The organism is Streptomyces sp. NPDC046759, from assembly GCF_040645475.1.
Classification (GTDB): Bacteria; Actinomycetota; Actinomycetes; order Streptomycetales; family Streptomycetaceae; genus Streptomyces.
In genome coordinates, this window is record NZ_JBEYYJ010000061.1 from 1 (window position 1) to 14,271 (window position 14,271).

Here is a 14,271-nt window from a genome sequence, read left to right on the forward strand (position 1 = left end):
ACGGTAATGGTTCGCGGGTTAACCTTTCCGGTCGCGGCACTAGCAGGGGCGAAGGCCCCGCCCGGAGACCGGACGGGGCCCTCAGAGAGCCGTGCGACGCGCTCAGTCCTCGTACGCGTCCAGCGGCGGGCAGGAGCACACCAGGTTGCGGTCGCCGAAGGCCTGGTCGATGCGGCGCACCGGCGGCCAGTACTTGTCGGCGGCCGAGACGCCGGCCGGAAATACGGCCTCCTCGCGGCTGTAGTCGTGCGCCCACTCACCGCCGAGCGCGGCGGCGGTGTGCGGGGCGTTCCGCAGCGGGTTGTCCTCCGCCGGCCACTCGCCCGTACCGACCTTCTCGATCTCCGCGCGTATGGCGATCATCGCATCGCAGAAGCGGTCCAGCTCGGTGATGTCCTCGGACTCGGTCGGCTCGATCATGAGCGTGCCGGCCACCGGGAAGGACATGGTCGGCGCGTGGAAGCCGTAGTCGATCAGACGCTTGGCCACGTCGTCCACGCTCACGCCGGTGGCCTTGGTCAGCGGGCGCAGGTCGACGATGCACTCGTGCGCGACCAGGCCGCCGGGGCCGGTGTACAGGACCGGGTAGTGCGGCTCCAGGCGCTTGGCGATGTAGTTCGCCGAGAGCACGGCCACCTGCGTGGCCCGCTTCAGACCTTCGCCGCCCATCAGACGCACGTACGTCCACGAGATCGGCAGGATGCCCGCGGAGCCCCAGGGAGCGGCCGAGATCGGGCCGACGCCCGTCTCCGGGCCCGCCGCCGGCTGCAGCGGGTGGTTCGGCAGGTACGGCGCCAGGTGCGAGCGAACCCCGACCGGGCCGACGCCGGGCCCGCCGCCGCCGTGCGGGATGCAGAAGGTCTTGTGCAGGTTCAGGTGCGAGACGTCACCGCCGAAGTGGCCCGGCTTCGCCAGGCCGACCAGGGCGTTGAGGTTGGCGCCGTCGACGTACACCTGGCCGCCCGCCTCGTGCACCTGGGCGCAGATGTCGGCGACGTGCTCCTCGAACACACCGTGCGTGGACGGGTAGGTGATCATCAGCACCGACAGCTCGTCGCGGTACTGCTCGATCTTCGCGCGCAGGTCGTCGACGTCGATCTCGCCGTCCTCGGCGGTCCTGACCACGACGACCTTCATCCCGGCCATCACGGCGCTGGCCGCGTTGGTGCCGTGCGCGGAGGACGGGATCAGGCAGACGGTCCGCTGCTCGTCGCCGTTGGCGCGGTGGTAGCCGCGTACGGCCAGCAGACCGGCCAGCTCGCCCTGCGAACCGGCGTTCGGCTGGAGGGAGACCTTGTCGTAGCCGGTGACCTCGGCGAGACGTTCCTCCAGCTCCCGGATGAGCGTGAGATAGCCCTTGGCCTGCTCGGCCGGGGCGAACGGGTGCAGCTGGCCGAACTCGGGCCAGGTGACCGGCTCCATCTCCGTGGTCGCGTTGAGCTTCATGGTGCAGGAGCCCAGCGGGATCATGCCGCGGTCGAGCGCGTAGTCGCGGTCGGCCAGCCTGCGCAGGTAGCGCAGCATCGCGGTCTCGGAACGGTGCTGGTGGAAGACCGGGTGGGTGAGGTAGGCGTCGGTGCGCAGCAGCCCCTCGGGGAGGGTGTCCTCGGCGGTCGCGTCCAGCTCCTCGATGTCGCCCTCGACGCCGAAGGCGGACCACACGGCGGCCAGCTGGGCCCGCCCGGTGGTCTCGTCGCAGGAGGCGGAGACGTGGTCCGCGTCGACCAGATGGAGGTTGACGCCGTTCTGCCGGGCGGCGGCGACGACCTCGGCGGCCCTGCCCGGCACACGCGCGGTGACGGTGTCGAAGAAGGCGCCGTGGACGGTCTCCACGCCGCCGGCCCTCAGGCCCGCGGCGAGGATCGTGGCGTACCGGTGCGTCCGCCGGGCGATGGTCCGGAGCCCCTCCGGCCCGTGGTAGACGGCGTACATGCCCGCCATCACCGCGAGCAGCACCTGCGCGGTGCAGATGTTGCTGGTGGCCTTCTCGCGGCGGATGTGCTGCTCACGGGTCTGCAGGGCGAGCCGGTAGGCCTTGTTGCCGTCCGCGTCGACGGAGACGCCCACGAGCCGGCCGGGCAGGCTGCGCGCGAACTTCTCGTGCACCGCCATGTAGCCGGCGTGCGGACCGCCGAAGCCCATCGGCACGCCGAAGCGCTGGGTGGTGCCGACGGCGATGTCCGCGCCCAGCTCGCCCGGCGAGGTCAGCAGGGTCAGCGCGAGCAGGTCGGCGGCGACGGTGACCAGGGCGCCCAGCTCGTGCGCCTGGTCGATGACCGGCTTGATGTCGCGTACGGCACCGGAGGCGCCCGGGTACTGGATCAGCACGCCGTTGATCTCGCGCCCGGCGACCTCGGCCGGAATGCCCTCGCTGAGGTCGGCGACGACGACCTCGACACCGGTCGGTTCGGCGCGGGTCTGGATGACGGCGACGGTCTGCGGCAGCGCGTCCGCGTCGATCAGGAACAGGCCCTTCTTGTTCCTGCCCATGCGCCGGGACAGTGCCATCGCCTCGGCGGCGGCCGTGCCCTCGTCCAGGAGCGAGGCGCCGGAGGTGGGCAGACCGGTGAGGTCGGCGACGACGGTCTGGAAGTTCAGCAGGGCTTCGAGGCGTCCCTGGGAGATCTCCGGCTGGTAGGGCGTGTAGGCCGTGTACCAGGCCGGGTTCTCCATGACGTTGCGCAGGATGACGGGCGGCGTGAAGGTCCCGTAGTACCCAAGGCCGATCATGGAATCGAGGACCTGGTTGCGGTCGGCGAGCGAGCGCAGCTCGGCGAGCACCTCGGCCTCGGTACGGGCGCCCGGCAGGTCGAGGGCGTCGGCATTCTTGATCACATCCGGGACCGCCGCGGCGGTCAGCTCGTCCAGCGAGCCGTAGCCGACCTGCGCGAGCATCTTGGCCCGCGCCTCCTGGTCGGGCCCGATGTGGCGCTGCTCGAAGGGGATGCCCGCTTCGAGCTCCGAGAGCGGAATGCGGTGGGCGGTCATTGCGGAGGCCTCCTGGTCTGACGCGACCTTCGAAGGGCACCACGGCACGGGTGCCCCGACGGCCTCCCCCTCTGTCATCTCAACCTGAGAGCTTCACCGGACGCCCTGAGGGACGCCGGCTTTCACCGTCGGTGAGAGCGGAAGCCGTCGACACCCGCCCTGCTTTCCAGAGTGACCTCGTCCGTGCGGTACGTGAGCCTGAGAGATTCCGGGGAGGATTTGCTCCTTCGGCGCCTCCGAAGGATCGGAGGACTCTCCCGCACGGGGTCAGCAGCCGCTGTCAGCCTACCAGCGGGGTCAACGCCCGAGTCCTCGAGTGGCCGCCTCCTTGAATGTGCTCTTTCGTAGTGCTTACGGATGTATTGCGACCACGTGGAGGGAGAGGGACCGTGCAGACCGACATCGATCCGCGCAACCTGATCGGCCGCAAGGCGTTCGGCCGCGACGGCACCAAGATCGGTACCGTCGACGAGGTCTACCTCGACGACGCGACCGGCGTGCCGAGGTGGGCGGCCATACGCACCGGCCTGTTCTCCCGCGACGCCTTCGTCCCCCTGGAACCGAGCGAACTGGTGGAGGGTGCTCTCCACGTTCCGTTCGAACGCGCCCTGATCAAGGACGCCCCCGACTTCGGCGTGGGCCGCCACCTCTCCCCCGAACAGGAACTCCAGCTCTACCACCACTACGGCCTCGACGTCGGATCGCCGCCCTCCGTACCGGACCACGACTTCGGCAAGCTGGCGGGCTCGGAGGAGACGTGACCGAGACGGGCGATCGGGTGGGGAGAATCCACGACCAGCGGCAAGGGGTCAGCGGCCTCCAGCGCGGCGTCCCCGACAGAAAACGTCCGCACCCGCCCCGGAGTGGACTGCGGCGTCTCGAACCGCACCGTGACCCGCCCCAGCCCGCTCCCCTGCACCCACCCGTGTCCGTACTCGGCGTGCCGCACGTCCTGCCCGGCGCGCCAGTGCCGCTCGACGCGCTCCGGCCGCTCCACGACGACCTCGGCCACCGCCTCCTCCGGCGCCGGGGCCGCCCGCGACGGCAACGCCTGCGCGAACAGGTCCTCCTGGGTGTAGTCGGCCAGGCCCGAGACACCCACCCCCAGCAGCCGCACCCCGCCCGTGGTGTCCACGGAGTCCAGCAGCCGCGCGGCCGCCTCCCGTACGACCGCCTGATCGTCCGTGGGCCCTCTGAGCGTTTCCGAGCGGGTCAGTGTCGAGAAGTCGTACCTGCGCACCTTCAGCACGATGGTCCGCCCCGACAGACCGGCCTCGCGCAGCCTCCCCACACACCGGTCGGCGAGCCGCTGCACCTCCAGGCCGATCCGCAGCCGCTCGTGGATGTCCACGTCGTAGGTGTCCTCGACCGACACCGACTTCGCCTCTCGCTCGGCCACCACGGGCCGCTCGTCGTGGGCCAGCGCCATGGCGTACAGCGCGTGCCCGTGGGCCTTGCCCAGCAGGCGAACCAGTTCGTCCTCGCCCGCCTCGGCCAGTTCCCCGACCGTGGTGATCCCCGCTCTGCGCAGATGGTCCCCGGTGGCCGGCCCGACCCCCGGCAGGGTCCGCACCGGCATCGGCCCGAGCAGGGACCGCTCCGACCCGGGTTCGATCAGCACCAGGCCGTCCGGCTTGGCCTGCTCGGAGGCGATCTTGGCGAGCATCTTGGAGGCGGCGAGCCCCACCGAGCCGGTGAGACCGGTGACCGCTCGGATGTCCGCGCGCAGTCTGCTCCCGGCCAGCCGTGCCGACGCCTCGTCCCAGGCCGTCCCGCCGGCCTCCAGGTCCACGAACGCCTCGTCCAGGCTGAGCGGCTCCACCAGCGGTGACAGCTCCCGCAGCAGCGCCATCACCTGCTCGCTGATCGCCCGGTAGAGGGTGAAGCGCGGCACCAGATACGCGGCGTTGGGTGCCAGCCGGCGCGCCTGGGCCATGGGCATGGCCGAGTGGACCCCGAAGACCCGCGCCTCGTACGACGCGGTGGCCACCACCCCGCGCGGTCCGAGCCCGCCCACGACGACCGCCTTCCCGCGCAGGCTCGGCTTGGATGCCTGCTCCACGGAGGCGTAGAAGGCATCCATGTCGAGATGCAGGATGGTGGGCGCGTTTCTCACATCTCCGATGCTGCACCACGGCACTGACAACGCACGGCCCGGGAAGAGCGACCGGCTTCAGATCACACGGCCGGTGTCACAGGACACCGCCGCCCCCCGATGCCACACGGCGTCCGCAGACCGCACGGCCGGCGACGACCGCCTCGGGCGCGGCAGTTCGTAGCGCCCGTGGTTCCAGGACCGGTGGGACCAGGACCAGTGAGCCGCGGACCCGCGGCAGGCGCGGACCGGTGTCAGACCGCCCGGTTGCGGCGTCGCGCCAGCTCGTCCGCGGGGTTGAGCCCGACCAGGGTCTCACCGGTGTCGACGCGCTCACCGTGCAGCTGGGAGAGCGCGCTTTCCACATCCCGCCACACCACACCGACGGCAATCCCGAAGATGCCCTGCCCGCCCTGGAGCAGGGCGTGGACCTCGTCCGGCGAGGTGCACTCGTACACCGTCGCGCCATCGCTCATGAGCGTCATCCGCTCCAGGTCGCGGAAACCGCGTTCCCTGAGGTGCTGCACGGCCGAGCGGATGTTCTGCAGCGAGACCCCGGTGTCCAGGAACCGCTTGACGATCTTCAGGACGACGACGTCCCGGAAGCTGTACAGCCGCTGCGTGCCCGACCCGTAGGCGGGCCGCACGCTCGGCTCGACGAGGCCCGTGCGGGCCCAGTAGTCGAGCTGCCGGTAGGTGATACCCGCGGCCGCGCAGGCCGTGGGCCCCCGGTAGCCGATCTGCTCGGATGTCACGGACGCCGCCCCTCCGCCGTTCGGCACCACCGTCGGCCGCTGCGGAGCGTGATCCACCGCGCTGCTGTGAACCGGGTACGGCCCGTTCTCCCCGAAACCGCGCACGGGAGCACCCCCAGCCGTACCGTCGCCGCTGGTTCTCACGCCGACCTCCGTCCTTGACCTGCCTTCACGACGGTAGGCAGTCACCAGGGGTGCGTCAACGATCGCCACACTCGGCACGCCGAGTGATAATCACCCTAAGAGTGGTTTCCCGTGCCCCACCGCGGGGAAAGGCTAGCCGAATGCGTTCACGGGAGGCCGCAGGACGCTCTTCATGGCCGGTGGCAATTGCCCGTACAGGGCGCCGCGCGCACCGGCTCGTCGCGGTCACTGGCTGCTTGTGCCGAAGTCCTCGGGCGAGATCTGGTCCAGGAACTCGCGGAACTTCTCCACCTCGTCCTCCTGCTCGTCCGGAATGGCGATGCCGGCGTCGTCCAGCACCGTGTCACTGCCGTAGATCGGCGTACCGGTGCGCAGGGCCAGCGCTATGGCATCGGAGGGACGGGCACTGACCTCGACCCCGCTGGCGAAGACCAGCTCCGCGTAGAAGACACCCTCACGCAGGTCGGTGATGCGTACTTCGGTCAGCTCCTGGCCGACGGCTTCCAGCACGTCCTTGAACAGGTCGTGGGTCAGCGGCCTCGCGGGGGCCATGCCCTGCTGGGCGAACGCAATCGCCGTCGCCTCCCCCGGCCCGATCCAGATGGGGAGGTAACGGTCGCCTCCCACTTCGCGCAGGAGCACGATCGGTTGGTTGGAGGGCATTTCGACCCGGACACCTACGACATCGAGCTCGTTCACACAGCAACCCTAGGCCGTGCTCGGGACGTTTGGGTAGTCGGGCCGGGAACAGGTGCCCGATCCGGCCGCCGGCACCGCCCGGCGATCAGGGCAGCCGTACCCCGAGAGCGGTCTTCACCAGTGCCGCGTGGAGCTTCACCGTGAGCGCCGCCAGCTCCTTGGTACGGGCCTCGGCATGTGCCCTGGTCTGCGGGTTGCGGTGACGCTTGAGCGGGGCCACCACCTGATCGACGAGTCCGGCCTCACGGTCGGCGGCGGCCTTCATCACCCGAAGGTGGCGCGGCTCGATGCCGAACCGGCCCAGCTCGGCGACCAGCGAGACGACGGTGACCGCCTCGGCGTCGTACGCCCCGTCCTCCAGGGGAGCGATGAGTCCGTACGACTCCCACTCCCGCAGCTCACCGTCGTCGATCTCCGCGGCCGCCAGCAGTTCGGCCCGGCCCACCCGGGCCACCGCCGGCGTCCCGGGCGGCTCCGGAACGTCCTCCCCGGTGCGCTGACGCCCCACGACGGGCAGCTGGACGGCCTCGCCCCGCCCGACGGCATCCAGATGCTCGCGGATCACTTTGAGCGGCAGATAGTGGTCCCGCTGCATCCTCAGCACCTGAGCCAGGCGGTCCACGTCCGCGGTACTGAACTTGCGGTACCCCGATGGGGTCCGCTGCGGCTCGATGAGACCCTCTGACTCCAGGAAACGGATCTTGGAGATGGTGACTTCGGGGAACTCGTCGCGCAGCACGTTCAGCACCGTGCCGATGCTCATCAGCCCACTGTCCCTGGCGGCGGTACCGCTTCGGGCACCGCCGCTCGGTGTTTGAAGCATGGACCTTCCCTGGGAGTTCCCCCGGACGCCGGTCCGGGGGCGGGTCAGATGCCCTGACGGCTCGCGTAGAACACCAGCCGGTACTTGCCGATCTGCACCTCGTCACCGTTCGCCAGGGCGACCTGGTCGATCCGCTCGCGGTTGACGTAGGTGCCGTTCAGGCTGCCCACATCGGCCACGGTGAACGAGCCGTCCGAGGCGCGCCGGAACTCCACGTGCCGACGCGAGACGGTGACGTCGTCCAGGAAGATGTCGCTCTGCGGATGACGGCCGGCCGTGGTCAGGTCGCTGTCCAGCAGGAAGCGGCTGCCCGAGTTCGGTCCCCTGCGCACGACCAGCAGCGCCGAGCCCATCGGCAGCGCGTCCACCGCGGCCTGCGCCTCCGGCGAGAGCATCGGCATCTGGGTCTGGCCGGTGACCTCCGCGTCGTAGGCCTCGATCCCGGAGATGGAGATCGTGGACGTCGTCTCGGCGGCACGCTCCGGCGTCACTCCCGGGCGCAGCGGCGCACCGCAGTTGGAGCAGAAGCGGGCGTTCTCCGCGTTGCGGTTACCGCACCTCGTACACACCAGGACCGACATGGACGGATCCTCCTGCGGCTGCCCCGCCGGGGCGTTGGACGCGTACGGACCGGGGGCGTACCCCCCGCCCGCACCTGAGGTTGACGGTTGCCCGAAACCTATGCCGCCGGACTGGGCAGGGTCAACCGACGCCCCGCCCTGACCTCCGGAAATGTCACCGCCCGGACCAGCGACCTGGTCCCGGAACAGCGGGCGCCGGCCCTCCGCGTCAGGCTGCGCGCGGTGCCGAGCGGTCGCGTTGTCGCTGCCCTCTCGCGCACTCTTGCCGAACAACTTCGCAAACAACTTCACGGGCGATTCCCCTTGACCGAAACAGACCCGCCCGTGGGGCAGGACGAACCCTGATTACCTACACCGGCAGAGCCGGACATTCTCACAACGTCCGTATCCACCAGACAGTTTCCACCACGCGCCACCCCTTCGGTGCGCCGACCCCCCGCAACCTCATGCCCCTGCCGGACGGCCCCCATGCACCGCCGGTTCACTGGGAGGACGACCGAGCGTAGTGAGGCTGCTTCGCCTGTCGCAAGGCATCCACGACGATCTTGTCAGGCTCCGCGACCCTCACCGTGGCCTGCTCCTTCTCCAACGTCTGCACCACGCCTCCCGGGATGTTCAACGCCGGCTCCAGGTCCTGCGGCTTGCCGATGACCTGGAAACGATAGGGGGCGTTGATCTTGTTCCCGTCGACGCTGACGCTCGTGCCCGAGTCCGTGAAGTAGGTGCTCGCGATCACACGGACCCCATTGACCTCGATCGCCTCGGCACCGGCCGCGCGCAACTCCTGGATCGCGTCGAGCAGCATGTCCGCCTTGACCGTCCCCTTCGTGTCCTCGATCGTCATCGTGATACCGGGGCCCTGTGCCGCCACGGTGCCCGCCAGGATGCCGAGTTGCCTCTCCTTCTCGGCCGTCTGCTTGCGAGCCTCCGCGGCCTGGTCGGAACTGCTCTGCAACTCCTGGCGCTGCTTTTCGAGCCCCTGCCTCTCGTCCTCAAGACGCTGAGTACGCGAATCCAGTTCATCGAGGATGCGAACAAGATCTTCCTGACGCGCGCCACGCAGCGCGCTGTCGCTGTTGCTGTTCGACGCCACCTGCACGGCCAGGCCGAAGCCGAGGCCGAACAGCAGCAGCGCCACGATGAGTTGGGCCCGGGTGACCCGCGGCGGCCACAGCCCCTTGACGAGCCGCTGCCGGCCGGTCAGCGGCTCTTCGGCCTGTTGCGCGGCTGTCGGCGCGTCCGGTGCCGGGGCGGGCTCCTCCTGGGGCAGTTCCTTGCGCAGCCTGTTCACCGGCTTCTCCGGCTGCTCGGACTTCTCCGGCTTCTCGGGCTGCTGCGGCCGCTCGTTCCGCTCGTTCTGCTCGTTCTGCTCGCTCATCGGTATCACGCCCGGAACACGTGCCGCCGGATCGCCGCGGCGTTGGAGAAGATCCGGATGCCGAGGACCACCACGACACCCGTCGACAGCTGCGCGCCCACACCCAACTTGTCGCCGAGGAAAACGATCAGGGCCGCGACGACCACGTTCGACAGGAACGACACCACGAACACCTTGTCGTCGAAGATGCCGTCGAGCATGGCGCGCAGACCGCCGAACACGGCGTCCAGCGCAGCTACGACGGCGATCGGCAGATAAGGCTCGACGACCGCCGGAACCTCGGGCCGGACCAACAGGCCGGCCACCACTCCCACGACGAGGCCCAGTACGGCGATCACGATGTGCCCTTCTCAGTCTTCTCGGTGCTCGGCTGTGCAGTACGTACGATCACGCTCGGTGCGGCGGGCACCCGTACGTCACCCTCCGTGGAGATGGTGGCGCGGATGCCGAAGTTCTGCTCCAGGGCGTGCAGGTACAGGCCGTCGGCGCTGTTCTGGAAGCTGGTGCTCAGCCGTTGCCCGTCCCCCACCGCCAGCACCGTGTACGGCGGCACCAGCGGCCTGTTGTCGACCAGTATCGCGTCCCCCGCAGCCCTGATCGCGGACAGGGCGGTCAGCCGCTGCCCGTTGACGGAGACGGCCTCCGCGCCGGACTGCCACAGCCCGTTGACGACGCGCTGCATGTCCCGGTCACGGACCCGGCCGGTGTCGGAGAACCCCGACGTCTCGCGCGGGTTGGTGCCGTCACCGCCGGTGCTGGCCTCCTTGGCGTCGTTCACGACGAGCTTGACGCCCGGCCCGTGGACCGCGGTGGCGCCCGACAGAACGCCCACCAGATCCACCTGCGCGCTGCCGCCGCTCGACTTCAGCGCCACCCGCTGGCGGGCGCTCACGTCGTCCCGGAGCTTGTCGACGCTGTGCTCCAGCTTGTCCGCGTTCGCCGTCTCGCTGTCCACCCGGTCGATGAGTTCCTGGCGCTCCTTGGCCACCACGGGCGCCGCGGCCCGCGTCTGCGCCGCCCCGACGGTCACGACCAGCGCCGCGAGGACGAGCCCGGCCGCGAGACCGAGCTTCGCACTCAGCGTCTTGGGCAGGCCACCCTCGCCCTGGGTCTTCCTCCGGGCGGCGGCCTCGGCGTACCCGTCGTCGAGGCTGTGGTCCATGACGTTGGTGATCAACGACATGGAGGCGTCCGGGCGCTGCGCCCGCGGGGGGCTGCTCCGAACGGGGGGTTGCTGCGGCATGCCGCACATCGTCGCATGTCGCGAGCAGTACCTCCGAATGGCCCCACCCACGTGCCGGACAGGCCCCCTCGGGGACACCTGTCCGACACGCGCGCGTGCATGGGTTTTTGCCGTTCGGTGGCACCTCTCCCCTTACTGCCGCTTTACCTTCCGGCGCTGTCCACGACGGCGGACCACTCGTCCAGCAGGGCCTGCGCCGATGCGTCGTCGGGCCCCTCGGCCCACAGATGGGTGACGGCCTCGGCCGGGTCGGGCAGCACCATCACCCAGCGCCCGTCCGTCTCCACCACCCGCACACCATCGGTCGTGTCGACAAAGCGATCCCCCGCGGCTTCGACCACCCGCCGCATGACCAGGCCCTTGACGGCCCACGGCGTGGCCAGGTCCCGCTTGAGGACATGCGCCCGCGGGATCCGTGCGTCGATCTGGCTCAGCGTGAGCTGCGTACGCGCCACCAGGCCGATCAGCCGTACGAAGGCCGCCGTACCGTCGTAGACGCTGCTGAACTCGGGGACGATGAACCCGCCCTTGCCGTCGCCGCCGAAGATCGTTCCTTCCTCGCCGCCCACGCGCGTGAGGTCGTCGGGCGAGGTCGTCGTCCACTCGACCTGGGTGCCGTGGTAGGCGGCGACCTGCTCGGCGATCCGGGTCGTGGTCACCGGCAGCGCCACCCGGCCGCTGCGCCGCTCCGCGGCCACCAGGTCCAGCATCACCAGCAGCGCACGATCGTCCTCGATGATCCGGCCCTTTTCGTCCACGAGCGACAGACGCTCGCCGACGGGGTCGAAGCGCACACCGAACGCGGCCCCGGAGGACGCCACTATCTCGCCCAGCCGGACCAGGCCGCCGCGCCGCATCTCCCTCGTCTCCGTGGGCCGGGACTCGTCCAGACCGGGATTGATGGTCAGGGAATCCACGCCGAGCTTGCCGAGCAGGCTGGGCAGCACCAGCCCCGCGCTGCCGTTGGAGGCGTCGACGACGACCTTCAGACCGGCTTCGGCGATCCCGGTCGTGTCCACGTTCCGCAGCAGCGACCCCGTGTACGAGTCGAAGACGCTGGCCGGGAAGTACAGGTCGCCGATCTCGCCGGGGAACGCCCGCCGGTACTCCTGCCGTGCGAACACCCGGTCCAGTTTGCGCTGGCTGCCCTGGGACAGGTCGGCGCCGTTGCCGTCGAAGAACATGATGTCGACCGAGTCCGGTACACCGGGGGAGGTCCGGATCATGATGCCGCCGGCACTGCCGCGCGCCGTCTGCTGCCGGGCCACGGGCAGCGGCACGTTCTCCAGGTCGCGTACGTCGATGGCGCTGGCCTGCAGCGCGGAGATGACCGCCCGCTTGAGCGCACGGGCACCTCGGGAGTGGTCGCGGGCCGTGGTGACCGTGGAGCCCTTCTTGAGGGTGGTCGCGTAGGCACCGGCCAGCCGCACGGCCAGTTCCGGGGTGATCTCCACGTTCAGGATGCCGGACACACCACGGGCACCGAACAGATGGGCCTGTCCCCGCGACTCCCAGATGACGGAGGTGTTGACGAAGGCACCGGCCTCGATGGTCTTGAACGGATAGACCCGGACGTTTCCCTGAACGATCGATTCTTCACCGATCAGGCACTCGTCACCGATGACCGCGCCGTCCTCGATGCGCGCCGCGCGCATGATGTCGGTGTTCTTGCCGACGACACAGCCGCGCAGATTGCTGTGCTGCCCGACGTACACGTTGTCGTGCACGACGGCCCTGTGCAGAAAGGCACCGCTCTTGACGACGACGTTCGAGCCGACGACCGTGTGCTCGCGAATCTCCGCGCCGGCTTCGACCTTCGCGTAGTCGCCGATGTACAACGGTCCACGCAGTACGGCATCGGGATGCACCTCGGCACCTTCCGCCACCCACACACCCGGCGAGATCTCGAAGCCGTCGATGTCGACGTTGACCTTGCCCTCGAGGACATCGGCCTGGGCCTTCACATAGCTCTCGTGAGTGCCGACGTCCTCCCAGTAGCCCTCGGCGACGTAGCCGAAGATCGGCTTGCCTTCCTTCATCAGCTGCGGGAAGACGTCACCGGACCAGTCGACCGGAACGTCGGGTTCGACGTAGTCGAACACCTCGGGCTCCATGACATAGATGCCCGTGTTGACCGTGTCGGAGAAGACCTGCCCCCAGGTCGGCTTCTCCAGGAAACGCTCGACCTTGCCTTCCTCGTCGACGATGGTGATGCCGAACTCCAGTGGATTGGGCACCCGGGTCAGACAGACCGTGACGAGCGCGCCCTTCTCCTTGTGGAAATTGATCAGCTCCGTGAGGTCGAAGTCGGTCAGGGCATCACCGGAAATGACGAGGAAGGCATCGTCCTTCAACGCCTCTTCGGCGTTCTTGACGCTTCCGGCGGTACCGAGTGGCTTCTCCTCGTTGGCATAGGTGAGCTCCATTCCGAGCTCTTCACCGTCGCCGAAGTAGTTCTTGACGAGTGATGCCAGGAACTGGACGGTGACAACGGTCTCGGTGAGCCCGTGCCTTTTGAGCAGCCGTAGCACGTGCTCCATGATCGGGCGGTTGGCCACGGGCAGGAGCGGCTTGGGCATGCTAGAGGTCATAGGGCGCAGGCGCGTGCCTTCGCCCCCGGCCATCACGACGGCCTTCATGTCGGAAGCGTCCTCCTCCAAGAGACGACGGTCTAGCCGACTTCACCCGTCCAGATTGTCCCGCACTTTTCCACCGCGGGCCATCGTGGCGTTACGTGCGGACAATCGCCGAGCTCAATCGGCCATGGCGTCCGCACGAACCAATCGGCGGACTTGTACCACGTAGAGCACTCCTGCCCACCAGTAGAGGGTTGTACCCCACCCGGCGAACGCCCATCCGAAAATTGCGGCGAGTGACGCGATCCAACCGTGTCCGTCGCTGAGGAGCAGGAGCGGGAAGGCGTACATCAGGTTGAACGTGGCGGCTTTCCCGAGGAAGTTCACCTGCGGCGGCGGATAGCCGTGCCGCCGGAGGATGCCCACCATCACCAGCAGCATCAGTTCCCTCGCGAGCAGGAGGGCGGTCAGCCAGATCGGGAGGATCTCCCGCCACGTGAGTCCCACCAGCGTGGACAGGACGTACAGGCGGTCGGCCGCGGGATCGAGGAGCCGGCCGAGGCTGCTGATCTGATTCCAGCGCCGGGCGAGCTTGCCGTCCAGGTAGTCACTGACCCCGCTGAAAGCCAGCACGAGGAGAGCCCAGCCGTCGCTCTTCGGACCACCGAACTCCGGCCTGAGGATCAGCCACAGGAAGAGGGGTACGCCGACGAGCCGGGCCATGCTGAGGATGTTGGGGATGGTGAGGACCCGGTCCGTCTGGACACGGGTCTCCTGGACCTCCACCCGGGGGCCTCCTGTGCGAAACGAGCCAACGATGCCCCCTGACCTTACCTCAACGCAAAAAAAGCTCCGGCCCCTGGGCAGTGCCCAAGAGCCGGAGCTGTAAAAGGAGTTCGGCGGTGTCCTACTCTCCCACAGGGTCCCCCCTGCAGTACCATCGGCGCTGTGAGGCTTAGCTTCCGGGTTCGGAATGTAACCGGGCGTTT

12 protein-coding genes, 1 rRNA gene and 1 riboswitch are annotated in these 14,271 nt (G+C 69.2%); of the genes, 1 reads left to right on the forward strand and 12 read right to left on the reverse strand.

Annotated features, from left to right (window positions below):
* Positions 1 to 102 precede the first annotated feature (102 nt).
* A complete protein-coding gene (gene gcvP / locus ABZ919_RS41040; RefSeq protein WP_361259298.1) occupies positions 103 to 2,988 on the reverse strand; it encodes an aminomethyl-transferring glycine dehydrogenase in 2,886 nt (961 codons plus the stop codon).
* Positions 2,989 to 3,164: 176 nt separating this feature from the next.
* Positions 3,165 to 3,258, reverse strand: a riboswitch (glycine riboswitch).
* Between the two features lie 119 nt (positions 3,259 to 3,377).
* Here gcvP and ABZ919_RS41045 point away from each other — a divergent pair.
* On the forward strand, positions 3,378 to 3,749 hold the full coding sequence (locus ABZ919_RS41045) for a PRC-barrel domain-containing protein (RefSeq protein WP_361259301.1): 372 nt from the start codon (positions 3,378 to 3,380) through the stop codon (positions 3,747 to 3,749).
* Here the strand turns inward: ABZ919_RS41045 and ABZ919_RS41050 are convergent.
* The 11 genes from ABZ919_RS41050 to rrf all read right to left on the reverse strand — a co-directional run.
* Positions 3,671 to 5,104, reverse strand: a complete 1,434-nt coding sequence (locus ABZ919_RS41050; protein ID WP_361259304.1) for a DNA polymerase IV — start codon at positions 5,102 to 5,104, stop codon at positions 3,671 to 3,673. The two genes, ABZ919_RS41045 and ABZ919_RS41050, sit on opposite strands and share 79 nt — an antisense overlap.
* A 233-nt stretch (positions 5,105 to 5,337) precedes the next feature.
* The gene (locus ABZ919_RS41055; RefSeq protein WP_361259307.1) at positions 5,338 to 5,982 is read right to left on the reverse strand and encodes a MerR family transcriptional regulator; all 645 of its coding nucleotides are present in this window, start codon (positions 5,980 to 5,982) and stop codon (positions 5,338 to 5,340) included.
* Between the two features lie 225 nt (positions 5,983 to 6,207).
* Positions 6,208 to 6,681, reverse strand: a complete 474-nt coding sequence (locus tag ABZ919_RS41060; protein ID WP_026253112.1) for a bifunctional nuclease family protein — start codon at positions 6,679 to 6,681, stop codon at positions 6,208 to 6,210.
* An 85-nt stretch (positions 6,682 to 6,766) separates the two neighbouring features.
* Positions 6,767 to 7,504, reverse strand: coding sequence for a MerR family transcriptional regulator (locus ABZ919_RS41065; protein WP_361259309.1), 738 nt, complete (start codon positions 7,502 to 7,504; stop codon positions 6,767 to 6,769).
* Between the two features lie 44 nt (positions 7,505 to 7,548).
* Positions 7,549 to 8,418 carry an FHA domain-containing protein gene (locus ABZ919_RS41070; RefSeq protein WP_361259324.1) on the reverse strand — a complete coding sequence of 290 codons (870 nt, stop codon included), beginning with the start codon at positions 8,416 to 8,418 and terminating at the stop codon, positions 7,549 to 7,551.
* Positions 8,419 to 8,566: 148 nt separating this feature from the next.
* Positions 8,567 to 9,463: a DUF881 domain-containing protein gene (locus ABZ919_RS41075; protein ID WP_361259312.1), complete on the reverse strand. Its 897-nt coding sequence runs from the start codon at positions 9,461 to 9,463 to the stop codon at positions 8,567 to 8,569.
* A gap of 5 nt (positions 9,464 to 9,468) precedes the next feature.
* Positions 9,469 to 9,801, reverse strand: a complete 333-nt coding sequence (locus ABZ919_RS41080; RefSeq protein ID WP_003988855.1) for a small basic family protein — start codon at positions 9,799 to 9,801, stop codon at positions 9,469 to 9,471.
* Positions 9,798 to 10,715 carry a DUF881 domain-containing protein gene (locus ABZ919_RS41085; protein WP_361259315.1) on the reverse strand — a complete coding sequence of 306 codons (918 nt, stop codon included), beginning with the start codon at positions 10,713 to 10,715 and terminating at the stop codon, positions 9,798 to 9,800. Before ABZ919_RS41085 ends, ABZ919_RS41080 begins: the two co-directional genes overlap by 4 nt.
* 134 nt (positions 10,716 to 10,849) lie before the next feature.
* The gene (locus ABZ919_RS41090) at positions 10,850 to 13,345 is read right to left on the reverse strand and encodes a mannose-1-phosphate guanyltransferase (RefSeq protein WP_361259318.1); all 2,496 of its coding nucleotides are present in this window, start codon (positions 13,343 to 13,345) and stop codon (positions 10,850 to 10,852) included.
* Positions 13,346 to 13,459: 114 nt separating this feature from the next.
* A complete protein-coding gene (locus tag ABZ919_RS41095; RefSeq protein ID WP_361259321.1) occupies positions 13,460 to 14,068 on the reverse strand; it encodes a CDP-alcohol phosphatidyltransferase family protein in 609 nt (202 codons plus the stop codon).
* A 108-nt stretch (positions 14,069 to 14,176) separates the two neighbouring features.
* A 5S ribosomal RNA gene (gene rrf / locus ABZ919_RS41100) occupies positions 14,177 to 14,271 on the reverse strand; the annotation flags it as partial.